General features: G+C 72.5%; 19 protein-coding genes and 2 tRNA genes. 15 read left to right on the top strand and 6 right to left on the bottom strand.

Annotated elements, in window-relative coordinates:
• Positions 1-102 precede the first annotated feature (102 nt).
• A complete protein-coding gene (locus BJP25_RS00560) occupies positions 103-996 on the top strand; it encodes a class I SAM-dependent methyltransferase (protein WP_198943295.1) in 894 nt (297 codons plus the stop codon).
• A gap of 102 nt (positions 997-1,098) precedes the next feature.
• Here BJP25_RS00560 and BJP25_RS00565 read toward each other — a convergent pair whose 3' ends face one another.
• The gene (locus BJP25_RS00565) at positions 1,099-1,842 is read right to left on the bottom strand and encodes a hypothetical protein (RefSeq protein ID WP_075972754.1); all 744 of its coding nucleotides are present in this window, start codon (positions 1,840-1,842) and stop codon (positions 1,099-1,101) included.
• 189 nt (positions 1,843-2,031) lie between these two features.
• Between BJP25_RS00565 and BJP25_RS00570 the strand changes: the two genes are divergently transcribed.
• Genes BJP25_RS00570 through BJP25_RS00580 form a run of 3 tightly spaced genes read left to right on the top strand, consistent with a single transcriptional unit; the run spans position 2,032 to position 4,633 of the window.
• Complete coding sequence (locus BJP25_RS00570) at positions 2,032-2,715, top strand: transglutaminase-like domain-containing protein (RefSeq protein WP_075972755.1); 684 nt, start codon at positions 2,032-2,034, stop codon at positions 2,713-2,715.
• Entirely contained in the window at positions 2,712-4,067 is a 1,356-nt protein-coding gene (locus BJP25_RS00575) for a UbiD family decarboxylase (protein ID WP_075972756.1), read from the top strand. Before BJP25_RS00570 ends, BJP25_RS00575 begins: the two co-directional genes overlap by 4 nt.
• Positions 4,064-4,633: a UbiX family flavin prenyltransferase gene (locus BJP25_RS00580; RefSeq protein ID WP_075972757.1), complete on the top strand. Its 570-nt coding sequence runs from the start codon at positions 4,064-4,066 to the stop codon at positions 4,631-4,633. Before BJP25_RS00575 ends, BJP25_RS00580 begins: the two co-directional genes overlap by 4 nt.
• A gap of 75 nt (positions 4,634-4,708) precedes the next feature.
• Here the strand turns inward: BJP25_RS00580 and BJP25_RS00585 are convergent, their stop codons facing one another.
• Positions 4,709-5,107 carry a VanZ family protein gene (locus tag BJP25_RS00585; RefSeq protein WP_158075577.1) on the bottom strand — a complete coding sequence of 133 codons (399 nt, stop codon included), beginning with the start codon at positions 5,105-5,107 and terminating at the stop codon, positions 4,709-4,711.
• Between the two features lie 325 nt (positions 5,108-5,432).
• Between BJP25_RS00585 and BJP25_RS00590 the strand changes: the two genes are divergently transcribed.
• From BJP25_RS00590 to BJP25_RS33925, 3 genes are all read left to right on the top strand, one after another.
• Positions 5,433-6,065, top strand: a complete 633-nt coding sequence (locus BJP25_RS00590) for a DUF6518 family protein (RefSeq protein WP_269844510.1) — start codon at positions 5,433-5,435, stop codon at positions 6,063-6,065.
• Positions 6,066-6,997: 932 nt separating this feature from the next.
• Complete coding sequence (locus BJP25_RS00595) at positions 6,998-13,099, top strand: PA14 domain-containing protein (RefSeq protein ID WP_198943296.1); 6,102 nt, start codon at positions 6,998-7,000, stop codon at positions 13,097-13,099.
• Between the two features lie 20 nt (positions 13,100-13,119).
• The gene (locus BJP25_RS33925; RefSeq protein ID WP_075972761.1) at positions 13,120-13,875 is read left to right on the top strand and encodes a HEAT repeat domain-containing protein; all 756 of its coding nucleotides are present in this window, start codon (positions 13,120-13,122) and stop codon (positions 13,873-13,875) included.
• A gap of 338 nt (positions 13,876-14,213) precedes the next feature.
• On the opposite strand, the gene BJP25_RS00605 is transcribed toward BJP25_RS33925, so the two are convergent.
• Positions 14,214-14,287, bottom strand: a tRNA-Pro gene (locus tag BJP25_RS00605).
• A gap of 65 nt (positions 14,288-14,352) precedes the next feature.
• On the opposite strand from BJP25_RS00605, the gene BJP25_RS00610 reads away from it, so the two are divergent.
• The 5 genes from BJP25_RS00610 (at position 14,353) to clpX (ending at position 18,972) form a co-directional block, all read left to right on the top strand.
• Positions 14,353-14,426, top strand: a tRNA-Gly gene (locus BJP25_RS00610).
• A gap of 143 nt (positions 14,427-14,569) precedes the next feature.
• Positions 14,570-15,973, top strand: a complete 1,404-nt coding sequence (gene tig, locus BJP25_RS00615; protein WP_075972762.1) for a trigger factor — start codon at positions 14,570-14,572, stop codon at positions 15,971-15,973.
• 150 nt (positions 15,974-16,123) lie between these two features.
• The gene (locus BJP25_RS00620; protein WP_075972763.1) at positions 16,124-16,732 is read left to right on the top strand and encodes an ATP-dependent Clp protease proteolytic subunit; all 609 of its coding nucleotides are present in this window, start codon (positions 16,124-16,126) and stop codon (positions 16,730-16,732) included.
• 32 nt (positions 16,733-16,764) lie between these two features.
• Positions 16,765-17,394, top strand: coding sequence for an ATP-dependent Clp protease proteolytic subunit (locus BJP25_RS00625; protein WP_075972764.1), 630 nt, complete (start codon positions 16,765-16,767; stop codon positions 17,392-17,394).
• Between the two features lie 285 nt (positions 17,395-17,679).
• Positions 17,680-18,972 (top strand): ATP-dependent Clp protease ATP-binding subunit ClpX, encoded by a 1,293-nt coding sequence (gene clpX / locus BJP25_RS00630; protein WP_075972765.1) that lies wholly within the window; start codon positions 17,680-17,682, stop codon positions 18,970-18,972.
• A gap of 64 nt (positions 18,973-19,036) precedes the next feature.
• On the opposite strand, the gene BJP25_RS00635 is transcribed toward clpX, so the two are convergent.
• From BJP25_RS00635 to fdhD, 3 genes are all read right to left on the bottom strand, one after another.
• Positions 19,037-19,927 (bottom strand): alpha/beta hydrolase, encoded by an 891-nt coding sequence (locus tag BJP25_RS00635; RefSeq protein ID WP_075972766.1) that lies wholly within the window; start codon positions 19,925-19,927, stop codon positions 19,037-19,039.
• Between the two features lie 136 nt (positions 19,928-20,063).
• Entirely contained in the window at positions 20,064-21,239 is a 1,176-nt protein-coding gene (locus BJP25_RS00640) for a CaiB/BaiF CoA transferase family protein (protein WP_075972767.1), read from the bottom strand.
• Positions 21,236-22,057 carry a formate dehydrogenase accessory sulfurtransferase FdhD gene (gene fdhD, locus BJP25_RS00645; protein WP_075972768.1) on the bottom strand — a complete coding sequence of 274 codons (822 nt, stop codon included), beginning with the start codon at positions 22,055-22,057 and terminating at the stop codon, positions 21,236-21,238. Before fdhD ends, BJP25_RS00640 begins: the two co-directional genes overlap by 4 nt.
• 58 nt (positions 22,058-22,115) lie before the next feature.
• Between fdhD and BJP25_RS00650 the strand changes: the two genes are divergently transcribed.
• From BJP25_RS00650 to BJP25_RS00660, 3 genes are all read left to right on the top strand, one after another.
• Positions 22,116-22,898 carry an SDR family NAD(P)-dependent oxidoreductase gene (locus tag BJP25_RS00650; protein ID WP_233157852.1) on the top strand — a complete coding sequence of 261 codons (783 nt, stop codon included), beginning with the start codon at positions 22,116-22,118 and terminating at the stop codon, positions 22,896-22,898.
• A gap of 107 nt (positions 22,899-23,005) precedes the next feature.
• Entirely contained in the window at positions 23,006-24,562 is a 1,557-nt protein-coding gene (locus BJP25_RS00655; RefSeq protein WP_075972769.1) for a phytoene desaturase family protein, read from the top strand.
• The gene (locus BJP25_RS00660; protein ID WP_143218807.1) at positions 24,559-24,855 is read left to right on the top strand and encodes an SCO4225 family membrane protein; all 297 of its coding nucleotides are present in this window, start codon (positions 24,559-24,561) and stop codon (positions 24,853-24,855) included. Before BJP25_RS00655 ends, BJP25_RS00660 begins: the two co-directional genes overlap by 4 nt.
• Positions 24,856-24,870: the final 15 nt, after the last annotated feature.

Genomic DNA, 24,870 nt, shown 5'->3' on the forward strand with positions numbered 1-24,870 from the left:
GGAGTTCCGGTGCACGCGGCCTCCACCGGCCTTCCAGACCCGGTCGAGGGCGCCGCGCCAGGGTGGTCGCGACCCACCCCACCACCGGACGGGAGCAGCGCTGTGACCACTGTGGACACCGTGGACCCTGCGGAGTACAAGGCCACCGTGGCCCGCGCCTTCGACGGCGCGTCCGCCACCTACGACCGGCTGGGGGTGCGCTTCTTCACCCCGATGGGGGCCAGGCTCGTCGAGCGCACCGGCCCGCGCCCCGGCGACCGGGTGCTCGACGTGGGCTGCGGCCTCGGCGCGTGCCTGTTCCCGGCGGCCGAGGCCGTGGGCCCGGCGGGCAGCGTGCTGGGCATCGACATCGCCGAGGGCATGGTGGAGCAGGCGGCCAGGGCCGCGGCCGAGCGCGGCGCCACCACCGTCACGACCCGGGTCGCCGACGGCGAGCACCCCGACCTGCCGCCGCGCTCGTTCGACGTGGTGACCGGCAGCTACAGCGTCATCTTCTTCCCGGACGCCCCCGCCGCGCTGCCCCGCTACGCCGCCCTGCTCGCCGACGGCGGCCGCATCGGCTTCACCAGCCCGGTCTTCACCGACGACACCTTCCCGTTCCTGCCGCCGGTGTTCACCGAGCTGATCCCCCGCTCGCTGCTGGGCTCGCTGCCGCCGCAGTGGCAGCCCGAGGCGCTCAGCGCCCGGTTCAACAGCTGGCTGGCCGACCCCGCCGCCCTGGTCGCGACCATGCGCCGCGCGGGCTTCACCGACGTCGAGGTGGTCGACGAGGCCATCGACATGGTGGCCGAGTCCGGCACGGCCTGGGTCGACTGGTCGCACACCCAGGGCATGCGCCTGCTCTGGCAGCACCTGCCCCCGGCGGAGAACGCGGCCCTGCGCCGCACCCTCACCACCGCGCTCGACGCCATGCGCACCGACGGCGGGCCGCTCACCATCCCCGTGCCCGTCCGCTTCGTCACCGCGACGGTCGACCCCGACCGGCCCGCGGCCTGACCCCGCGCGGGCGCGGCGCGCGGGACCGAGGGCCTGACCACCGGCGCGTGGTCAGGCCCTCGGCCGTGCACGCCTCAGTGCACCCCTCAGTCGTGCACCACCTCAGTCGAGGGTGAAGGACCGCCCCAGGTCCAGCTCCCACGCGCGGCGCAGGGCCCACGCGCACACCGCTTCCTCCCAGCCGTCGACCTGCCCCGAGCCGCCGAGCACCACCGCCGCCCCGTCCGGGGAGGGCGCGGTGCGCGCGGCCAGCACGTCGCGCAGCGCCACGTGCCAGGCCACCGCCGGGCGCGGACCCACCGGGTGCTCGGCCAGCACCAGGGTCCCCGGCCGGGTCCGGACCGCGCCCACCTCACCGGTCACCGCCAGCACGTCCGCCGCCCACTCGACCTCCTCGGCCGGGCCGCGGTCCACCGGCAGCTGGGCGCGCCTGCGGCACAGGTCGGCGAAGGCGGCGTCGCCGTCCACCACGACCCGCGACAGCGACGGCAGCGCCCGGGTCAGGGTGCGCACCAGCGCGGCGGCCACCGGTCCGCCGCCGCGCACGCCGAGCACGCGCGCGCCCGCCGGGGCGAGGTAGCGGGCGACCAAGCCGCCCGGCAGGGCCGTGCGCCAGGCCGCCAGCGGGTCGGCGGCGAGCACGCCCAGCAGCGCGCCGTCGTCGGCGGCGAACAGCGCGACCCGGTCCCCGCAGTCGCCGGTGTTCAGCCGCACCGGCCAGTCCGCCGCACCCTGGCGGGGCGCCGGGTGGCCCAGCGCGTCCTGGATGAAGCGCAGGCCGGTCTCGACGAACTCCGGGTCTGCGGTCACGTTCTCGACGTCGAGGTCGCTCAGCAGCAGGGGCACCGCGTACCTCCGGGACAGGGGGCGCGCTGGGTGAAGGCGAGGCGCGTTCGATGAAACGGTACCGGTTGTGCGGTAACACGGTCAATTGGTGACGACCCCGGTCCAGCGCGGCTCGAGGCGGCTGCGAGAGCGGCCCGCGACGATCGGTGCAGGCGCCGCACCCCGCGGGCCGCCGGGGGAGGAGAACCGATGACGGCCGGGACCGGGACCGCGGCAGGGGCGTTGGCGCCCACCGGGTTCCTCGACTTCGACAGCGCGCCGGTGCGGGACTTCGTCCACCGCTCGGTCCGCGCCGGGGGCACCCCGCGCGAGCAGGCGGTGGACCTGTACCTGGCGGTGCGCGACGGGGTGCGCTACGAGGTCTACGGCGCCGACCTGTCGCGCGCCGGGCTGCGCGCCAGCACCGTCGCGCGGGTCGGGTCCGGGATGTGCATCCACAAGTCGGTGCTGTTCGCGGCGGGCCTGCGCTCGCTGGGCGTCCCCGCCCGCCTGGTCTTCGCCGACGTGCGCAACCACCTGTCCTCCCCCCGGCTGCGCGAGCTGGTGGGGGGTGATGTGTTCCGGCAGCACTGCTACACGTCGGTCTTCCTCGACGACCGCTGGGTCAAGGCGACCCCGGTGTTCAACCGCAGCCTGTGCAGGCTCTTCCGCATCGCCGTGCTCGACTTCGACGGCACCGCCGACAGCCTCCACCACCCCTACGACCTCGACGGCCGCAAGCACATGGAGTTCCTGCGGGTGCACGGCGAGTTCGACGACGTCCCCCACGAGCGGGTGCTGGCCGACCTCCGCGAGGGCCACCCCGACCTGCTCGGCCCCGACGACCGCGTGGTGGCGGGGTCGCTGCGCACCGACATCGGCGCGCGGCCGTGACCGAGCGGCCCGCCCTGTCGCTGCGCGCCGCGGTGGCCGACGCGCGCCGCCGCGGCGTGGTGCGCACGGGAAGCGGACCCGCGGCCGTCGACTTCGCCGCGCGGTACGCGGGTGTGCCCGCGACGTCGCGCACCGCCGCGGAACCGGTGGTGGAGTACCCGGCCCGGTTCGCCAAGGTGCTGCTGGGCCTGTACGGCGACGCCGGGCGGGTCCGCGCGTGGTTGCCCGGCTACCCGAGCCGCTGCACCCCCGCCGCGGCCGCGCAGTTGCTCGACAGCGCCGTCCCACCGGTCGAAACCGCCCGCACCGCAAGGCAACTGCCGGTGGACGTCTGCGCGCTGCCCGCTCCCCGCGTCACCCCGCGCGACGCGGGCCGCTACATCACCATGGGCGTCCTGCACGCCCGCGACGACCACGGCTCAGCGCTTTCGGTGCACCGCATGCTGATCCTGGGCCCGGACCGGCTGGCGGTGTGGATCGTCCCCGGCCGCGGTCTCGGCGCCCTGCACGCGAGAGCACTCGCCGCAGGCCGCGAACTGCCCGTCTCGGTGAACATCGGCGTGGCGCCCGCGGTGATGATCGCCGCCGCGGTCAACGGCCGCTTCCTCCCGCCCGGCACCGCGAAGCTGGACCTCGCGGGCGCGCTGGCCGGTGCCCCGGTGGCCGTCGCGCCGGGTGCCACCCAGCCCGTCCCGGTGCTGGCCGACGCGGAGGTCGTGCTGGAGGGCGTGCTGGGCGCCGAGACGACCGACGAGGCGCTGGGCACCGAGGTCGGCGGCTCCATGCCGGAGTTCCTCGGCTACCACGGCAAGGGCGGGCGCGACCTGCCCGTCCTGCGGGTCACCGGCCTGGGCGCGCGGCCCGGCGCCCGCTTCCAGGCCGTCGTCGGCCCCGGCCGCGAGCAGTCGGTGGTGCTCGGCCTGGGCGGCGCGCTCTCGGTGGCGCTCAGCGGGACCGGGCCGGGCTGGGCCGCCGTCCACGACCTGCACTTCCCCGCCTCCGGTGGCGGCATGGTCCTGCTGGTCGTCTCGCTGGCCAAGACCAGCCCCGCCGACGACGCCGCCCCGGCCCTGCTGGCCCCGCAGCTGTTCGCCGCGCACCCCTTCGTCCGCCTCGTGGTCTTCACCGACACCGACGTCGACCCCACCTGCGCCGAGGATGTCTGGTGGGCCGTCGCCACCAGGTCGAACCTCGGTTCCGACTGCGCCACCAGCACCGACCACGCCCCGGTCCCGATGGTGCCCGCGGAGAACCCCGCCTGGCGCCCCACCGGCTCCCGGCCGGGCCGCAGCGCCATCGACGCCACCGTGCCGTTCGCCCTGCGCGGCCTCGCGGGCCGGGCGCTGGCATGAGGGTCGTCGTCGGCGTCACCGGCGCCACCGGGATGCCCCTCGCCGTCCGGGTCCTGCAGGGCCTGCGGTCGGCCGGGGCGGTCACGCACCTGGTGATGAGCCGCTGGGCGCGCGCCACCCTCGCCACCGAGACCGACCTGACCCCCGCCGACCTCAGCGCCCTGGCCGACCACACCCACCCCGACGGCGACCTCGCCGCCCCCATCGCCAGCGGCTCGTTCCGCACCGACGGCATGGTGGTCGTCCCGTGCAGCATGAAGACCCTCGCCGCCATCCGCACCGGCCACGGCGACGGCCTCATCCCCCGCGCCGCCGACGTGACCATCAAGGAGGGCCGCAAGCTCGTCCTGGTCACCCGGGAGATGCCCCTGTCCCCGATCCACCTCGACAACATGCTCACCCTGGCCCGCATGGGCGTCGTCATCGCCCCACCCGCCCCCGCCTTCTACACCCGCCCCACCACCCTCGACGACCTCGTCACCCACATCGCCGCCCGCACCCTCGACCAGCTCGGCATCGACCTCCCCGAGGCCCCCCGCTGGACCGGCACACCCCCACGCCGCTGACCAGCCGCCAACCCCACCCGTTGCGGCACAACCCGCTCCGATGTGCCCATGCACGAAGCGCCAGGGAGCACTGCGCTACGGGACCAGTTCAGAACCTCGAACCCCGCGCCCGACCCGCATCCCCACCACCCATCCCAACACGGCGCCTGCCGAATTCGCGATGAGATCATCACTGGTCACAGCCCCGAAGCCGAGCCCCCACTGCGCCGCCTCCACCAACGCCGATACCCCCAGCCCGCCCACGCCGACACGCCACCACCCCCCATCGGCGCCTGTCACCGCGGCACGGGACAAAGCCCACACCAACCCCAGCGGCACGAACAACGCAACGTTGGCCACCGTCGCGGCCAGCACATTCTCCGCGGCACCAGAGCGCAAACCGCGCACCGTATCCACCAACGGCATCAAGCCAACCCTGACCGGCAACTGCGACGACGACGGCACCACCAGGGTCACGTAAACCAGAACTGACACCCACACCACCAAAGCGGCCACCCCCGCCCCCGGCGACCCCTTCCCCGCACGGGCCTGTCGCACAAGCACTGCACACAACCCGATGAGCACCACCCCCAGCCCCACGGTCACTGGATTCACAAAGGACCTCACCAACGACGTCATCCTCGCCCCCATCCCGCACAGATACCACGCACAGTGTGCACGTCGACACCGAACGTGCACCGCGACCGGACGCTACCGACTCCTTGGGTCCGGGCAGCGGCAGGGCTTGCGGCTCGGGATTCGCCGCTGCGTGTATACACGCTATGTATAGTCGGCGGGGATACCGACGGAGGAGAGCGACATGACCACCACCCCCGAACCCCGAACCCGGGGATCGGCACGCACTGCGGTGGCAACGGCGGTCGCGCTCGGCGTGCCGCTGGGCGCGCTCACGTTCGCCCTCCAGCTCACCCCGTTCGGCCTTGTCGCCAACTCACCCGCGTTCTGGGCGATGTGGGGGTTCGCCGCGGGTGCCATCGTCGCCGCACCGCGCGCCGCGGTCCTCACGGCCACGGGTGTGGAGCTGCTGGGCCTGGTGTCCTGGTACACGACCAGCTGGCTCACCGGCAACTTCGAGTGGTCCGCAGGCGGCTCCCTCGCCCTCGGCTGGGGCGCCGGTGCACTCGCCGCAGGCATGGTCTTCGGCCTCGCGGGCGCCTGGTGGCGCACACGGGCGACAACCCCCCGCCTGGAGATCGCCACGGCCGTCCCGGTGTCGGTGTTCGCCTGCGCCGCGGTCTACTACGCCTTCATCCTCAACTACACAGCCACAGCCACCTACAACGCCGCGGTGGCCCTGCTCCTGCTCGCCTTCCTCCCACCCGCCAACCGAGACCGCCTCCGCGCCGCAGCAGCGGTCATCCCCATCACCGCACTCGGCATCGCAGGCGGAGCAGCCTTCATCACCTTCCTCAACGCCGCGTCCGGGACCTGACCACCCGCCGAGCGCGAACGGCGCCTGATGGGCCACACTCCCGACCGGCCTGCCTTGGGGGTGTCATGTTTCCTCCAACGGTGTGGGCAGGTATTGCCTCTGCCGCGCCTCCCGCGACTCGAGGAGGGCGCTGGCCTCGTTGGCGACGAACTGCCGCGATGCGCAACCTCGTCATGACCGAACGACCACTGGCCCCTTGCGACGCTGCGGTCGTCCCCTGTCCATCAATACTCCACGACCCGGCGGCGGATATGCGTAGTGAAGCGGTCGATGTTCTTGCGGGCGGGGTGGACCGTGGTCCCGGTCGGTCTGTCACTTGTGGAGTTCACGCTCTTCGCAAGCCTTGTCCGCGTGCGGCTTGTCCGGGTGGAACTGGTGGAACCGACCCGGACTTCGCGCCCCCGGCGCCGCCCGGATCAGGACGGGCGGCGCGAGGTGTCCGGTGACGTTGACCCGGGCGCTCTGACGAGCAGGAGCGACCCTGCCTGGTCGATCAACTTGTGGATCCTGGAGCCGTGCTGCCCCGGTCGACCGGGTTTGGCCCGCTCGCGGGTCGGTTCGTCGCAAGAATCACCGCAGCGCCGAACCCGCCCACGATCAGTCCACCGCGTCGGACCGCGCCATCAAGATCACTTTCGCGACAGGGGCCGCCGCCACGAATGTCGTGGCGTTGCCAAAAAACGTGCAAAGTCTCCTTCCTGTTGTCCGGGAACATCGTTGCTCCAAGTGTCATCACCCGAATGGGGGTGTGAAAGCCGTGTCTGAAAACGCACAGTTGTGCCTGTTCGTCGCAAAGCTGCTGACGGCCCGTTGAGGGTCGCCTACTGATCCTGGGGGATCACTTGCTTCGTCGCCCTCGTGGCGCGCGCTTCGGCGCGCGCCCATTCCGTGCTGCGCGCCGTGCGGCCGCGGCCCTGTCCCTGGTGATGGTGGTGTCCGGCATCGAGACCGTGACACCCGCCGTCGCCTCCGCCGATCCGCCGAGGTCGACCGCGGTCGACGTGCGTGACCTGCCGGTGGCGCCCGCCGCTCCACCAGTTCAGACGCGGTCAGCTCCGGCCAAGCCCGCCGCTGACTTCACCCCACTGGCCAACCCGAGCACCGGCGCGTCGCGGTTCGACCCGCAGCGCTCGCGGGTGGTGGCCAGGACGATGTTCACCGAGGAGTACGTCAACCCCGACGGCTCCCGCACGACCCGGCAGTCCACGCAGCCGCTGAACGCACAGGACGCCGCCGGTGCCTGGCAGCCGGTCGACACGACGTTGCAGGTGGATGCCGGGAGCAAGCGGGCCAAGCCCAAGCGGCACCCGCTGAACCCGTCGCTGGGCGGGTCGGCCGACGACCCGGCGCTGGTGTCGGTGCAGGCCGCCGGGCAGACGGTGACGCTCGGGGTCGAGGGCGCCGAGAAGGGCAGGAAGGCCCGGGTGACGGACAAGTCGGTGGACTACGCCGACGTCGCGCCGGAGACGGACCTGCGCTACGAGGTGTCCCCGGGCGCGGTCAAGGAGACCATCGTCCTCAAGCGCAAGCCCGCCAAGAACACCTGGCGGTTCACCCTCAGGACCGGGGCGCTCACCCCGCGCCTGGCGGGCAACGCGGTCGAACTGGTCGACGCCGCGGGTACCCCGGCGCTGGTCATGCCGCCCATCGAGACCTGGGACTCCGGGGGTGGCGGCACCGCCCCGCCCGCGACCACCGGCGGCACCTACGGCCTGGAGCGGGCCAAGGACGGTTGGGTCCTGTCGGTCACGGTCGACCAGGCCTGGCTCAACGACCCGGCCCGGGTGTACCCGGTGAACGTCGACCCCACGGTGTCGTTGGGCGTGGTGGCCTCGGAGGCCTACCGCACCGATGGCTACTGGTGCTCGAACTGCGGCATCCGCATCGGCAACAGCCAGGCCTCCGGTGACACCTACAACCGGTCGCTGTTCAAGTTCGACTACTCGTCGCTGTTCGGCAAGACCGTCGTGGGCGCCCGCATCGACGTCACGCGCAACAACGGTGGCGGGTTCCTCAAGGCGTGGCAGGCCTACCTGCACCACGCCACCGCGTTCGACTTCAACGGCATGGGCCAGCAGCTGGCCGTGGCGCCGGTGGGCGACACGGGCCGGTTCACCGACTCCCGGTTCACCGCCTTCCTCAAGGGTGAGGTCGACGCCAACCGCAACACCGCTTTCCTGATGCTGGCGGGCACCGAGCAGCCGGGCACCTACACCTACAAGAACCTCGCCGCCACGCTGCTGGTCGACACCGGCAACGCCCCGCCCATGCCGATCCTGACCGCCCCGGGTGACTACGCGGTGCTGACCACGCTCACCCCGACGGTCGCGGTCAACCCGGTCACCGACCCCGACGGCGACCCGGTCACCTACTGCTTCACCATCGCCACCGGCTCCGACGGCAAGTCCGGCACCGTGGTCGATTCCGGCTGCCAGTCCTCCCCGAGCTGGACGATCCCCGCAGGAGTGCTCGCCGACGGCGTGTCCTACACGTGGAAGGCCTCCACGTACAGCGGCTACACCATGAACACCAACCCCTACATCGGCCACTTCAAGGTCGACCAGCGCATCGGCGAGCACGGGCCGTCCCCTGTGGACACGCTCGGCCCGGTGACGGTGAACCTGGCCAACGGCAACGTCTCCACCTCCGCCTCCTCGCCCACCTTCACCACCGTGGGTGGCACCGCGGGCGTGACCATGACCTACAACTCCCAGCAGCCGGAGAACAAGGGCGTCAAGGCCTCCTACTTCGACGACGTCTCCCACGCCGGGCTGATCAACGACGCCATCCAGCAGCCGGTGCTGATCCGCAACGAGCCGCAGATCAACGCCGACTGGGGCACCGCATCGCCGTTCGCCCCCGCGCTGGGCGCGGACTGGTGGCTGGTCCGCTGGGAGGGCTACTTCGTCCCACCGGTCACCGGCACCTACCAGTTCGCGGGCATCCACGACGACGGCCCGGTCATCTGGGTCAACAACCAGAAGGTGTACGACAACCCCAACTGGACCAACACGGTCAACTGGGGCCCGGCCACCGCGATCCCCCTGACCGCCGGGCAGGCCGTGCCGATCAAGGTCGAACTGCAGGAGATGGGCGGTGAGGCGAGGATGAAGCTGTTCACCCGCACCACCGACGACACCACCGTCCCCACGCAGATCGTCCCCGCCGACTGGCTGACCAGCACCGACTCCCCGGCCCTGCCCAAGGGCTGGACCCTGTCGGCCGACCTCGACGGCACCGGCGCCGCCTACACCCAGGCCACCGTCGCGGGTGAGACCATCGTCCTCACCGACGCCACCGGCGCCAAGCACACCTACACCAAGAAGGCTACGGGCGGCTACGCGCCCCCGGCCGACGAGGACGGCGTGCTGGCCCTCGACACCTCGGGCAGGGTGACCCTGACCGAGGGGGCGGACGTCTACACCTTCCGCAACGACGGCAAGCTCGACACCCAGTCCAGCGTCCAGGACTCCCGCAAGCCCGCCGCGCTGCAGAACATCTACACCGGCACCCCCTCGCGGTTGACCCAGATCAAGGACCCCATCTCCAACCGCGCCCACACCCTCTACTACAACCGCCCCGGCGAGAACTGCTACGGCGGCGCCACGCCGCCTCCCGGCGCGGACGCGCTGGCCCCCGTCCAGATGCTGTGCCGCATCGCCTACTGGGACGGCACCGAGACCCGTCTCTGGTACTCGGGCGGCAGGCTCACCCGCATCGAGGACCCGGGTGCAGAACTCACGGATTACACCTACGCCAGCTCGGGCGTCCTGACCGGCGTCCGCGACAACCTCGCCGCGGACTGGGTGGCCGTCGACCCGGCCACCCGCAACAACACCGGGGCCAACACCCTGATCAACTACGTCGACACCAACGCCCTCAAGCCGGTCGCCATCGAGGTCACCGCCCCGGTGTCGCTGCAGGGCGCGGCCAGGTCCAAGCGCACTTACCGCTACGGCCCCGCCGCCAGGACCACCTACATCGACATCGCGGGCATCACCCCGGCGATCGGCTACTCCACCCGAGTCGTGTTCGACGATGCCGACCGCCTGCGCACCACGACGGACGCCACAGGCAAGGTGACCTCGCAGACCTGGAACGTCAAGGACCAGAAGCTGACCACGACCGATCCCGCGGGGCGCGTGTCGACGATGGTCTACGACGCCCAGGACCGCTTGGTCGACGAGTACGGACCGGCACCGGCGTCCTGCTTCAGCGGACAGCAGCCCACCGCGGCGTGCGCGAATACCGTGCCCAAGAAGCACACCGGCTACGACGAGGGCATCAACGGCCTCGCCGTCGCCTACTACGACAACCCGGGGCTGGCCAACACCCCCAAGGTCTACGGCACCGGCTTCGGCGTCGCCGACGGCAGGATGACCAAGTCCTTCGACGGCACCACCGCCCCCCAGCCGGGCATCCCCGCGACCAACTTCTCCCTGCGCCTCACCGGCGAGATCACCCTGCCGGTCGCCACCACCTACGGCATGGAGCTCTGGGTCGACGACGGAGCCCGGATGTGGATCGACGACACCCTCGTCATTGACTCCTGGGCCGACGGCGGCGCCCGAGCCGTGCGCGGTGACTTCGTGAACACCGTCGCGGGCTCGGTGCACCGCATCCGCGTGGACTACTACAACAGCGGCAGCCTCGGCGTCCTGCACGTGAACTGGAAGCGCCCGGCTGACGGGGTCTACGAGAACATCCCCGGTCAGTACCTCAAGCCGCGGCACAACCTCACCACGTCGGTCACCGAGTCCGAGTCCGCCGGGGTCCCCGACTCCACGTCCACCACCGGCTACGGGCAGAACGGCCTCGACCCCACCTACGGCCTGGCGACCAGCACGGTCGCCGGTGGGGTGACCAGCACCTACACCTACGAGGCGCCGGGCTCCGGCTACCTGCGCAAGGTCGGCAAGGCCAAGCCGACCGGGGCCCAGACGACCTACGTCCCCTACGGCGACACGGCGACCGCGGACAACCCGTGCACGCCCGCCGTCGAGGCGGTCAACCAGGCGGGCATGCCGTGGAAGACCACCACGGCCGCACCCGCCTCCGGGGCGGCCCGGACCGACGAGCAGGTCTACGACGCCTCCGGGCGGGTGGTCGCGCGTGGCACCGGCACCGACTGGACCTGCACCACCTACGACGCGCGGGACCGCGTGGTCACCACGAAGTTCCCCGCCAGCTCCGCGGCGGGCGAGCGCACCGTCACCGCGGACCACGCGGTCGGCGGTGACCCGCTGACGAGGTCGGTGACCGACCACAACGGGACGGTGACCACGCAGTACGACCTCATGGGTCGGGTGGTCGCCTACACCGACGTGCACGGGCTGCGCACCGAGACCACCTACGACCAGGTGGGCCGGGTGTCGCTGGAGAAGGTCATCCCCCCGAACACGACCGACTCCCCGCAGGAGATGACCAGCACCTACGACGCCGCGGGCCGCGTCCTGACCACCAAGCTCGGCACCACGACCCTGGCGACCTCCACCTACGACTCCGCGGGCGAGCTGGCCACGGTGACCTACGCGAACGGCTCGGCCCTGACCGCCATCGGCAAGGACGCCGCGGGCGAGGTCACGTCGCTGACCTGGCGCAGGAGCGACAACGTCACGGTCGCCTCGACGGTGACCCGCACCCGCGCGGGCACCGTGGTCGACGAGACCCTCGGCGGGTTCGACGCCAACAGCGGTGCGAACTTCGCCTACGACGCGACGGGCAGGCTGACCGACGCCTGGGTGCCGGGCCAGCACTTCACCTACGACTTCACCTCCACCGCACCCTCCGGGTGCCCGACCGGGACCCAGGCCAACGCGGGCCTGAACACCAACCGGGTCACCATGACCCGGCAGCCCACCGGCGGGACGGCGGTGACCACCGGCTACTGCTACGACGCCGCCGACCGCCTCATCGCCACCACCGGCGCCAACCCGATCACCGGCTTCCAGTACGACGCGCACGGCTCCACCACCCAGTACACCCAGGGCGGGGCCACGACGTACTTCGGCTGGGACGGCGCCGACCGCAACATCGCCATCAGCACCACGGGCGCGGACCCGGCGGCGGTGAGCTACACCCGCGACGCCACCGACCGCGTCGTCCGGCGCCAGGTCAGCTCCGGGGACACCCAGACCGACACGCGCTACGGCCACACCGGATCCGGTGACAGCGCCGAGTACGCCATGGCGGGCAGCGACAAGAAGCTGCTCACCCGCAGCATCAGCCTGCCTGGTGGGGTGCTGCACACGTGGAAGCCGGTCGCGGCTGACCGGACCTTCGACCACCCGACGGTGCGCGGGGACCTGTCCCTCACCACCGACTCGACCGGTGGCCAAGTCGGTTCGCTGCGGTTCTACGGCCCCTACGGCGAACCCGACGTCTTCGCCGGCACGAACGACGGGGTCCCCGACAACCAGCCGGGGCACATGGACTACGGGTGGCTCGGCCAGCACCAGCGGCCGTACGAGCACGCGGGCGCGCTGTCGGTGGTGCAGATGGGTGCCCGGCCCTACAGCCCCGCGCTCGGTCGGTTCCTGACCGTCGACCCGGTCGACGGCGGCAGCGCCAACGACTACGACTACACCGCGGCCGACCCGGTCAACACCACCGACCTCGACGGCGACTTCATCTGGATCGCCCCGGCGGCGATGGCCTGCATGCGGTTCTGCGTGCCCGCGGCCATCGGGCTCTGGAAGGTCGGCCGCTTCGTGGGCCGGTTCGCCAAGGCCAAGGTGTGGCCGCACGTGGTCAAGGGCGCCAAGGAGGTCGGCAGGTTCACCAAGTTCGTCCTGCGCGGGGCTGGTACCAAGGGTCGGTTCGTCACCCGGGGCGTGGGGAGCAGGTTCAAGGCAGGCCTCCTGGCTCGGGGCAGCAAGCCGGTGAAGCCGGGTAGCTTCGGGCACCGCGCCCAGGGGTGCGTGTCAGGGGTCAAGGCCGGGAACGAGCACACCCGTGGCCAAGTCACCTCCCCTTGGGCGAAGCTCGCCTTCGGTGCGATGATGTGTCTGGCTGGCTTCTTCGGGGCGAAGTAGTGCCGGGAATGGAGTGCGCAGTGGTCTCGACCGATCCCGAGGCGGTGGTCGCCGACGCGCTTGACGAGGCGTCGGTGACCCGGAGGGAGTCGATCCGGTGGTTGGTCGACAGCACCGACCCGAGGACCGACGAGGTGGTGCTGGCCGAGTACGGCTCCCGGCGCGGCCACTTCCCGGCGGGGGCGGTGCTGTCCAGGGTGCTGGCCGAACGGGACCCGGACCGCGATCCGGCGTACCTGTTCGACCGGTTCGACAGGTCGGGGGAGTCGTGGTTCGCCCGGTGGCGAGGGCGGGTGGGGGCTCGGTGGCACAGCCGGTTTCCCCTCGCGTCCACCTACGGCGTGACGCGGTTGCGCAAAACGGATCCGGTGGCGCGGTACACCCATGACCTGAGCGGGTGGCGCTTGCGCACTGCGGCGGTCGCGGCACTCGGCGACACTGCGGACCCGGTCGCGCTGCCGGTGCTGGTGCTGGCGCTGCGGGCCCGGTCGTGGCGCCTGCGCACGGACGCGGCCAACTCCGTGCGTCGCCTGGTCCGCGACCTCGGCCCCGGGGTCGTCCTGCCAGACGAGGTGCGCGACGCGCTCGCCGCGAACCTCGTCCACCGCAGGGACGAGGTGGCGGCCGCGGCCGCGCACGCCCTCGTGGCCGCGGGTCACCCGGAACCGGTCGAGCAGGTGTCGAACCCACCGGCCGATCGCGCGGCGGCCTTCCAAGCCGCGCTGCGGGGGGAAGCACCACCGCTCGCCACGCTGTGGCCGGGCGGCACGACGTGACGCGCTGGTGAGCGGAACACCGTGACACGACCTCGCAGCCCCCCGGGGATCCCCTCGGGGGGCTGCGAGGTCATTGGTGGCTCGCGCCTCCGGCGACGGCCCCCCGCGAGTGCACCTCGTGATGCGCTCCTGCAAGCTCGTTCAAGGAAGCAGCTGCTCGCGGCCTTTGAGCGTTACCCGGCGAGGTCGGTGCGGCGGTGGGTGGTGCTTGCCACCGCGTCGGTGATCGGTGCGCGCAGGAAACCTCCAAGCGGAGGGTCACCGAGCACTGCGCTAGCCGCCGTCAACGTGAAGGATCATGCAGAAGGGGGCATCTACCAGCGTAGATGCCCCCTCGGTCGGGCTGACAGGATTTGAACCTGCGACCCTCCGCTCCCAAAGCGGATGCGCTACCAAGCTGCGCCACAGCCCGGGGTCGTGCACGCACAGACTATCGGCACCCGCTAGTCTGATTCCCGGCGGTCGTGACCGCCGCTCGCGGGCGTAGCTCAATGGTAGAGCCCTAGTCTTCCAAACTAGCTACGCGGGTTCGATTCCCGTCGCCCGCTCCAGTGAACGGCCGGTCCTGGTGACCGGCCGTTTCGCTCGTGCGCACCCCCGGGCGGTGACCTGCGGGTGCTCGCCTAGACTCGGGGGCTGATCCCGGTCCGCAGCGGCCGGGAGAACCCCCAGTCAGCCGCACGAGGAGAACACGTTGAAGAGCACCGTCGAGCAGCTGAGCCCGACGCGGGTCCGGATCAACGTCGAGGTGCCGTTCGACGAGCTCAAGCCGAACTTCGACCGCGCGTACCGCAAGCTCGCCTCCCAGGTCCGCATCCCCGGCTTCCGCCCCGGCAAGGCCCCGGCCCGGGTCATCGAGTCCCGCATCGGCCGGGCGCCGATCCTGGACGAGGTGGTCAACGAGGCCATCCCGGCCAAGTACATGGAGGCGGTGACCTCCGGCGAGGTCAAGGCGCTGGGCCAGCCGGAGATCGAGGTCACCAAGCTCGAGGACGGCGACCACCTGGCGTTCACCGCCGAGGTCGACGTGCGGCCCGAGCTGAGCATCCCGGCCTACGACAGCTTCTCGGTCTCGGTCGACGACCTGGAGCTGGCCGACGCCGAGGTCGACGAGCAGCTCGACGAGCTGCGCGCCCGGTTCGGCACGCTGACCGGCGTCGAGCGGCCGGTGGAGGACGGCGACTTCGTCTCCATCGACCTGTCGGCCACGGTCGACGGCGCGGAGGTCGAGGAGGCCCGCACGTCGGGGCTGTCCTACGAGGTGGGCTCCGGCGAGCTGATCGAGGGCATCGACGAGGCCCTGCGCGGCGCCTCGGCCGGGGAGACCAGGACCTTCACCACCAAGCTGCTGGCGGGCGAGCACGCGGGCAAGGACGCCGAGGTGTCGGTGACCGTGCAGACGGTCAAGACCCGCGAGCTGCCCGAGGCCGACGACGAGTTCGCCCAGCTGGCCAGCGAGTTCGACACCATCGACGAGCTGCGCGCCGACCTGCGCGAGCGGCTGTCGCGGGTGAAGAAGATGCAGCAGGGCGTGCAGGCGCGGGACAAGGTGCTCGACGCGCTGCTGGAGACCGTCGAGGTGCCGATCCCGGAGAAGGTCCTCCAGCAGGAGATCGACAACCGCCAGCACGACGCGGTGCACCCGTTCGACCACGACGAGGCCAAGTTCGAGGAGTTCCTGACCTCGCAGGACAAGACCCGCGAGCAGTTCGACACCGAGGTGCGCGAGGAGTCGGAGAAGTCCGTGCGCACCCAGCTCATCCTCGACGCCCTCGCCGAGCAGGAGCAGGTCCAGGTCAACGACCAGGAGCTCACCGAGCGCATCGTCTACCAGGCCCAGCGCTTCGGCGTGAGCCCCGACGAGTACGTCCAGCGGGCCCAGCAGTCCGGCCAGCTCGGCGCGATCTTCGCCGACGTGCGCCGGGGCAAGGCGCTGGCCGCGGTGGTGCGCGCGGCCTCGGTGACCGACGGGTCCGGCAACGCCGTGGACCTGTCCGAGCTGTTCGGCCCGGTCGACGAGCAGGCGCCCGCCGAGGTCGACGAGGCCCCCGAGGCCGCCGCCGAGACCCCGGCCACCGAGCCGGAGCCCGCCAAGTAACGCGGGTGTGACCGGCAGGGGGTCTGTGACGCTCTGAGCGAAAGTGGGCGGTGTCGGGAAGTCGGCGCCGCCTGCTTTCGTTAATGTCGGACGCGGGAAGAAGTACGCAGCAACCAGCTCGACCAGACTTTGTGGAGAAGGCAGGCAGACGTGACGCAGCACCACTCGCCCCAGATGCGGTCCGCCACCGCGGGGCTCAACCTGAACGACTCGGTGTACGAGCGGCTGCTCCGCGAGCGGATCGTCTTCCTCGGCTCCGAGGTCGACGACGACATCGCCAACCGGATCACCGCGCAGCTGCTGCTGCTGGCCGCGGAGGACCCGGAGCGCGACATCACCTTCTACATCAACTCCCCGGGCGGCTCGGTCACCGCGGGCATGGCGATCTACGACACCATGATGCTGATCGAGCCGGACGTGGCCACCTGGGGCATGGGCCTGGCCGCCTCCATGGGCCAGTTCCTGCTGGCCTCGGGCACCCCGGGCAAGCGCTACGCGCTGCCGCACACCCGCATCATGATGCACCAGCCGTCGGCGGGCGTCGGGGGCACGGCCTCCGACATCGCCATCCGGGCGCAGGTCTACGCCAAGTGGAAGCACGAGATGGCCGCGATCACCGCCGAGCAGACCGGGCAGACGATCGAGAAGATCACCGCCGACGCCGACCGCGACCGCTGGTTCACCGCCGAGGAGGCCAAGGAGTACGGCTTCGTCGACCACGTGGTGCAGCGGGTCAGCCAGACCCCCGACGCCAACTGACCCGGACGCGGACACAGACCAGGAGCCCCGCAGTGAGCAACCCTTACTCCCCCCAGGCGCGGTACGTGCTGCCGTCGTTCGTCGAGCGCACCAGCTACGGGGTCAAGGAGTCGAACCCGTACAACAAGCTGTTCGAGGAGCGCGTCATCTTCGTCGGCGTCCAGATCGACGACGCCTCGGCCAACGACGTCATGGCCCAGCTCATCTACCTGGAGTCGGCCGACCCGGACCGCGACATCACGATGTACATCAACTCCCCGGGTGGCTCGTTCACCTCGTTGATGGCCATCTACGACACCATGCAGTACGTGCGCCCCGACATCCAGACGTTCTGCCTGGGTCAGGCGGCCTCGGCGGCGGCGGTGCTGCTGTCGGCGGGCACCAAGGGCAAGCGGTTCGCCCTGCCCAACGCCAGGGTGCTCATCCACCAGCCCGCCACCGAGGGCGTCTACGGCCAGGTCTCGGACCTGGAGATCCAGGCCGCGGAGATCCAGCGCGTGCGCGCGCTGCTGGAGTCGACGCTGGCCAGGCACACCGGCAAGGACGAGGCGACCGTGCGCGCCGACATCGAGCGCGACAAGATCCTCACCGCCGCGGAGGCCAAGGACTACGGCATCATCGACGAGGTGCTGCCGTACCGGAAGCTGTCCGGCCAGGGCTGACGGTCCCTGACCAGGCCCGGCGCGGTTGCCGCGTCCGGGGGAAAAGTCCGACGCGCCGACCCGATCCGGGTTACGGTGGCGGACCGGTTTCCCCCGGATCCGGCCGCGCCGGGTCCTGGGTCCTCCCGCTGACCCCGGTCGGCGGGTACCGTCGAAGGCAACGCCCGCCGCGCGGGCCCCGTCCACCCGTCGAACGACCGGCGGGGGGTGGGGGTTCCCGGGGTGGTCGACACACAGCCAGGCGCGCCGCTCCCGGCGCACCGGAGGGGACAGAGGTCAGCGGTCATGGCACGTATCGGTGACGGCGGAGACCTGCTCAAGTGCTCTTTCTGCGGCAAGAGCCAGAAGCAGGTGAAGAAGCTCATCGCCGGCCCCGGCGTGTACATCTGTGATGAGTGCATCGATCTCTGCAACGAGATCATCGAGGAGGAGCTGGCCGAGGCAGGCGACGTCAAGCTCGACGAGCTGCCCAAGCCCGCCGAGATCCACGACTTCCTCGACCAGTACGTCATCGGGCAGGACGAGGCCAAGCGGTCGCTGGCGGTGGCGGTCTACAACCACTACAAGCGCATCCAGGCCGGTGACCGGGCCCGGCCGGAGGGCCGCGAGTCCCGCGAGGAGACCGTCGAGCTGGCCAAGTCCAACATCCTGATGCTGGGCCCGACCGGCTGCGGCAAGACCTACCTGGCCCAGACGCTGGCCAAGCTGCTCAACGTGCCGTTCGCCATCGCCGACGCCACCGCGCTCACCGAGGCGGGCTACGTGGGCGAGGACGTCGAGAACATCCTGCTCAAGCTCATCCAGGCCGCCGACTACGACGTCAAGCGGGCCGAGACCGGCATCATCTACATCGACGAGGTCGACAAGATCGCCCGCAAGAGCGAGAACCCGTCGATCACCCGCGACGTCTCCGGCGAGGGCGTGCAGCAGGCGCTGCTGAAGATCCTGGAGGGCACCACCGCCTCGGTGCCGCCGCAGGGCGGGCGCAAGCACCCCCACCAGGAGTTCATCCAGATCGACACCACGAACGTGCTGTTCATCGTGGCGGGCGCGTTCGCGGGCCTGGAGAAGATCATCCAGGACCGGGTGGGCAAGCGCGGGCTGGGCTTCGGCGCCGAGATCCGCAGCAAGGCCGACATCGACAACGCGGACTTCTTCGCCGACACGATGCCCGAGGACCTGATCAAGTTCGGGCTGATCCCGGAGTTCATCGGCCGCCTGCCGGTGCTGGCCAGCGTGCGCAACCTGGACAAGCGCAGCCTGGTGCAGATCCTCTGCGAGCCGCGCAACGCGCTGGTCAAGCAGTACCAGAAGCTGTTCGAGATGGACGGCGTGGAGCTGGAGTTCACCGACACCGCGCTGGAGGCGGTCGCCGACCAGGCGATCCTGCGCGGCACCGGTGCCCGCGGCCTGCGCGCCATCATGGAGGAGGTCCTGCAGTCGGTCATGTACGACATCCCCAGCCGCACCGACGTGGCCAAGGTCGTCATCACCGAGCAGACCGTCCGCGAGAACGTGAACCCGACGATCGTCTCCCGCCAGCCCTCGCGCCGGGAGCGCCGCGAGAAGTCGGCCTGATCGCCTGAGCAGCGAGAACGCCCCCCGCCCGCACCGGGCGGGGGGCGTTCTCGGCGTTCGGGGGTCAGACGCGGGTGGTGCGGGGGACGTACTTGCCCAGGAAGCCCAGGACGTCCGGCACGACCTTGCGGTAGAAGGTGTCGCCGTGCCCGCCGGGGCCGGTGTAGGCGACCTCCGGCCTGGCCAGGCGCATGAACTTGCGGGCACCCTCGATGAAGTGGTCCTCGGTGCCGCACCAGATGCCGACCGGGGTCCGGTCGATCTTCTCGACGTTGCGCAGCGGGTCCAGCGAGGCCCACTCGGCGTTGCTCTTGAACGCCCGCCGGGTGCTCATCTCGCGCCACGACATGAGCAGGCCGGGGGAGATGGCCGCGACCGCGCGCACCGGGTCGGCGCGCTCCTGGCGGCGGCGGGCGTAGAGCAGGGCCCCGAACCCGCCCATGGACACCCCGGCGCAGGCGAACGGGGTGCCGGTGGCGCCGCCGAGGCCGCGGGCGCGCAACCAGGCTGGGACCTCGTCGAGCAGCATGCCCATGGGGTTGTCGCCGACGTGGTTCTCGTGCCAGTAGTTGTCGCCGCCGTCGAGGGCGACGAAGGCGAACGGGGGCAGCGTGCCGTCGGCCGCGCCCTGCACGAGCCTGCTCGCGAGCCCGGTGGGCGCGGCCTGGCGGGCGTTGCCGTGCAGGCCGTGCAGGAACAGGCAGACCGGCAGGTCCTTGGCGGGCAGCTGGCTGGGCAGGATGGTCACCATCGAGACGTCGCGGCCGCGCGCCCGCGAGCGCACCACCTCGGTGCGGACCTGCGGCTCGGCCGCCCCGGCCGCGCGCACCAGGTCGAGCGCGCCGCTGGCGGCCCCCACCCCGATGCCCGCGGTGGCCAGCCCGGCCGCGCCCGCGATCAGGACCGCGCGCCTGCTGGGCAGGCGCCGCCCGTTCCCCCCGGCCATGTCACCCATGGCGCCCCTCCGTGATCCCCGACGGGGCGTGCCCGCCCCTCCCCTCAGCAATCGGTAGACGCACAGCGAATGTTTCTCGGTTCAGATGACGCGCGCGCGGCAGTCGTGTGAACGCGGTCACCGGAGGGGACCAGCGTCAGGCCACACCGCGTGCGCGCAGCCGGGCGACCTCCTCCGGGGTGCGGCCGAGCCAGGTCAGCACGGCCTCGGTGTGCTCGCCCAGGGCCGGGACCGCGGCCGGGTCCCAGCCCCAGGTGTCGGCGTCGACCGGCGGGCGCAGCGCAGGCACCGTGCCGCCGGGCACCGGAACGGCCGTGCGGCGCCCCCTGGCGGCCAGCTGGGGGTGTTCCAGCAGCTCACCGACCCCGCGGGTGCGGGCGGCGGGCACGTCCGCGGCGTCCAGCCCGGCCAGCAGGTCGTCGGCGCGGACGGTGGCGAAGTGCTCCCCCAGCCGCGCGTGCAGGGCCTCCCGGTGGCGCACCCGGTCGACGACGGTGCGGAAGCGCGGGTCGTCGGCCAGCGCGGGGTCGCCCAGCACGGCGCCGCACAGCCGCCGCCACTGCCCGTCGTTCTGCACGGCCAGGTGCACGGCCCCGTCCACGCAGGGGAACGGGCCGTACGGGGCGATGGTGGGGTGGTGGGCGCCGTGGCGGGCGGGTTCGCGGCCGGTGCCGTGGGCGTAGAGGGCGGGCTGGTGCATCCACTCGGCCAGCGCCTCCATCAGCGTCAGCCGCAGCGTGGCGCCCTCGCCGGTGCGGCCCCGGCGCACCAGCGCGGCCAGCACCGCCGCGTGCAGCTGCACCCCGCCCGCGATGTCGGCCACGGAGATGCCTGCCCGCGCCACCGCGTCGCCGTCGCCGGTCAGGGCCACCAGGCCCGCCTCGGACTGGATGAGCGCGTCGAACGCCTTGCGCTCGCCGTACGGGCCGCCCTCGCCGTAGGAGGACAGCTCCGCCACGACCAGCCGCGGGTGGCGGGCGCGCAGCGCGTCGGCGTCGAGCCCGAGCCTGCGCAGCGCCCCCGGCGACAGGTTGCACAGCACGACGTCGGCGCGGGCCACCAGGTCGGCGACCGCGCGGGCGCCCTCGGGGTCCTTGAGGTCGAGGGTGACCGACTCCTTGCCGACGTTCGTCCAGGCGAAGTAGCTCGACACCGCCCCGCAGGCCGCGTCGTACTGGCGGGCGAAGTCCCCGGTGCCCGGCCGCTCCACCTTGATCACCCTGGCCCCCAGGTCGGCCAGCAGCCGGGAGGCGTAGGGCACCGCCACGGCCTGCTCCAGCGCGACGACCAGGACCCCCTCCAGCGGCTTCACGCCACGCGCTCCTCGCCCGAGTAGACGTTCATGGTGTCGCCGCGCAGGAAGCCCACCAGGGTCATGCCCTGCTCGGCGGCCAGCTCCGCGGCCAGCGACGACGGCGCCGAGACCGCCGCGAGCACCGGCACCCCGGCCATCGCCGCCTTCTGCACCAGCTCGAACGACGCCCGCCCGGACACCAGCAGCACGGTGCCCCCGAGCGGCACCAGGCCGTCGAGCAGCGCGCGGCCGAGCACCTTGTCCACGGCGTTGTGCCTGCCCACGTCCTCGCGGACCACCAGAGGTTCACCCGCGGGGGTGAACAGCCCGGCCGCGTGCAGGCCCCCGGTGCTGCCGAACACCCGCTGCCGGGCGCGCAGCACGTCCGGCAGCCCGCTGAGCACGGCGGGGGAGACGCGGACGGGGTCGGCGGCGGGGGAGAAGCGGGTCTTCAGCTTCACCGCGTCCAGCGCCGCCTTGCCGCAGACCCCGCAGGACGAGGTCGTGTAGAAGTTGCGCTCCACGCCCACCTCGGGTGGGGCGACGCCCTCGGCCAGCGCGACGTCGAGCACGTTGTAGGTGTTGCGGCCCTCGTCGTCCACGCCGTCGCAGTAGCGGGCGGTGGCCACGTCCGCCGCGCCGCCCAGCACGCCCTCGGTCAGCAGGAACCCGTGGGCCAGTTCGACGTCGTGGCCGGGGGTGCGCATCGTCACCGCGAGCGCCTTCCCGTCGACCCTGATCTCCAGGGGTTCCTCGGCGGCCAGGGTGTCCGGCCGCCTGCGGGCCTCCCCGGCGGTCACCCGGACGACCTGCCTGCGCACCGTCACGCGTCCCATGCGCCCAGCCTAGGTCGTGTTCCCCGCGACGGGCGGCGTCAGCTGCTTAGCTGGGGGCATGGCGATGTCGGCGGGTGGGCGGGTGCCGGGCAGGCGGGTGCTGGTGACCGGGGCGTCGGGGGGCATCGGCGCGGCGATCGCGCACGCGTTCGCCGCCCTCGGCGACCGGGTGGCGGTGCACTACTCGTCCAACCGGGCGCGGGCGGAGGCGGTGCTGGCCGACCTGCCCGGCGACGGGCACGTCCTCGCGGGCGCCGACCTGGCCGACACCGCGGCGATCCCGCCGCTGGTGGACGCCGTGGTCGCCGGGCTGGGCGGCATCGACGTGCTGGTCAACAACGCCGCCGCGCTCGACCCGCCGCACCCGCCCGCGACCACCGGCTACGACGACTGGGTGGCCGCCTGGCAGCGGATGACGGCGGTGAACCTGGTCGCCCCGGCGGCGCTGGCCCACCAGGTCGCCGCGGTGATGATCCGCCAGGGCAACGGCGGCCGGGTGGTCAACACCGGCTCGCGCGGGGCGTTCCGCGGCGAGCCCGACCACCCCGCCTACGGCGCGACCAAGGCGGGCCTGCACGCCCTCGGGCAGTCGCTGGCGGTGGCGCTGGCCCCGCACGGCATCGCCGTCAGCTCGATCGCCCCCGGGTTCGTGGCCACCGACGGCGTCGCCGGGCGGTTGGCGGGCCCGGCCGGGCAGGCGATCCGCGCGCAGAGCCCGTTCGACCGGGTGGCGACCCCCGAGGAGGTCGCCGCGGCGGTCGTCTACCTGGCCTCGGGGCCAGCGCTGTGGGCGTCCGGGGCGGTGCTCGACCTCAACGGCGCGTCGTACCTCCGCACCTAGGGCCCCCCAAGCCTCGCCCAGCGATGGCCGCGCCGGCGTCCGATCTGATCACGACTCCCCCGGAGCAGGCTGTGAGGACAGGCCCCAGTCCCCCGTTAGGGTGGGGTGTGGCTGCGGACCGGTTCGACGTCGTGGTGGTGGGCGGTGGGCACAACGGCCTGGTCGCGGCCGCCTACCTGGCCCGGGCGGGCCGCTCGGTGCTCGTCCTCGAACGGCTGCCGCACGTCGGCGGGGCGGCGGTGAGCGCGTCGCCGTTCCCCGGGGTGCGCCTGTCGCGCTACTCCTACCTGGTGAGCCTGCTGCCCGACCAGGTCGTCGCCGACCTGGGGCTGCGGCTGGACCTGCGCTCGCGCCGCGTCTCGTCGTACACCCCCGTGGTCCGCGACGGGGTGCACGGCGGTCTGCTGGTCGAGCGCGAGCCGGGGGCGGCCACGGCGGCGTCGTTCCGCGACCTCACCGGCTCGGACGCGGAGTTCGGCCGCTGGCAGGACTTCTACGCGGGCATCGCCCGCCTGGCCGAGGTCGTGGCCCCGACTGTGCTCGACCCCCTGCCGACGCGCTCGCAGGTGCGCGCGGCCGTGGAGGGCGCCGCGGGTGAGGCGGTGTGGCGGCAGGTGTTCGAGCAGCCGCTCGGCGCCACGCTGGAGGAGGCCTTCACCGACGACGTGGTGCGCGGCGTGGTCGCCACCGACGGGCTGATCGGCACGCACACCTCGCTGAACTCCCCGGACCTGCTGGCCAACCGCTGCTTCCTCTACCACCTCATCGGCAACGCCACCGGCGAGTGGCGGGTGCCGGTTGGCGGGATGGGCGCGGTGACGGCCGAGTTGGAGCGGGTGGCGCGGGCCGCGGGCGCGCAGATCCGCACCGGCGCGGAGGTCACCAGGGTCGACGCGGACGCCTCCGGGGTCGAGGTCACCTACCGGGCGGGCGACGCCGAGCACGTCATCGGCGCGGGCCACGGGCTCGCCAACGTCGCCCCGGCCGTCCTCGACCGGTTGCGCGGCAGGCCCTCGACGGCCCCGGTGGGCGCGCAGCTGAAGATCAACGTCCTGCTGGAGCGCCTGCCTGCGTTCCGGTCCGGGGTGGACCCCGCGGCCGCGTTCTCCGGGACCCTCCACCTGGGAGAGTCCTACCGGGAGCTGGAGAGCGCCTACGCGGCGAGCGCGTCCGGCAGGCTGCCCGAGGTGCTGCCCGGTGAGATGTACTGCCACACCCTCACCGACCCGTCGATCCTCGCCCCCGAGCTGGCGGGGCGGGGCGCGCACACCCTGACCCTGTTCGGGCTCCACCTGCCGAGCACGCTCTTCCACGCGGACAACCACACGACCCGGGAGACCGCCGTCAACGGCTACCTCAAGGCCCTCAACGCCCACCTGGCCACGCCGATCGAGGACTGCGTCGCCCGCCTCCCCGACGGCACCCCGTGCCTAGAGGCGCGCACCCCGCTCGACCTCGACGCCGAACTGGCCATGCCCGGCGGCCACATCTTCCACGGCGACCTGGCCTGGCCCTTCCGCGACGACGACGCCGCGCCGGGGTGGGGCACCGCCACCGACACCCCGACCCTGCACCTGTGCGGGGCGGGCAGCACCCGCGGCGGCGGGGTCAGCGGCATCGGTGGCCACAACGCGGCCATGGCCCTGCTGCGGGGCGCCCGGTGAGCACCTGGAGCAACCGGCGGGTGGCCCGCCGGGTCGCGCTGACCTACCTGGTGGTGGTCATCCTGGTGTTCACCGGGGTCACCATCGCGGTCCTGGCCAACGACTCCGGGGACGCGTCGTTCGCCCCGGTGCTCGCCTTCGTGGTCACCCTGCCGGTGTCGGTGGTGCTGGTGATCCTGCCCGAGTTCCCCGCCCCGTACGGCGAGGTCGTCGGCGCGCTGTGGCTCGTCGCGGCCGCGCTGGTGCAGGCGTGGCTGCTGTGGGTGCTCTTCCGCGGGCACCGCAGGCCTTGACACCGGGCCCGGTGC

Origin of the sequence: Actinokineospora bangkokensis, assembly GCF_001940455.1 — a bacterium.
Classification (GTDB): domain Bacteria; phylum Actinomycetota; class Actinomycetes; order Mycobacteriales; family Pseudonocardiaceae; genus Actinokineospora; species Actinokineospora bangkokensis.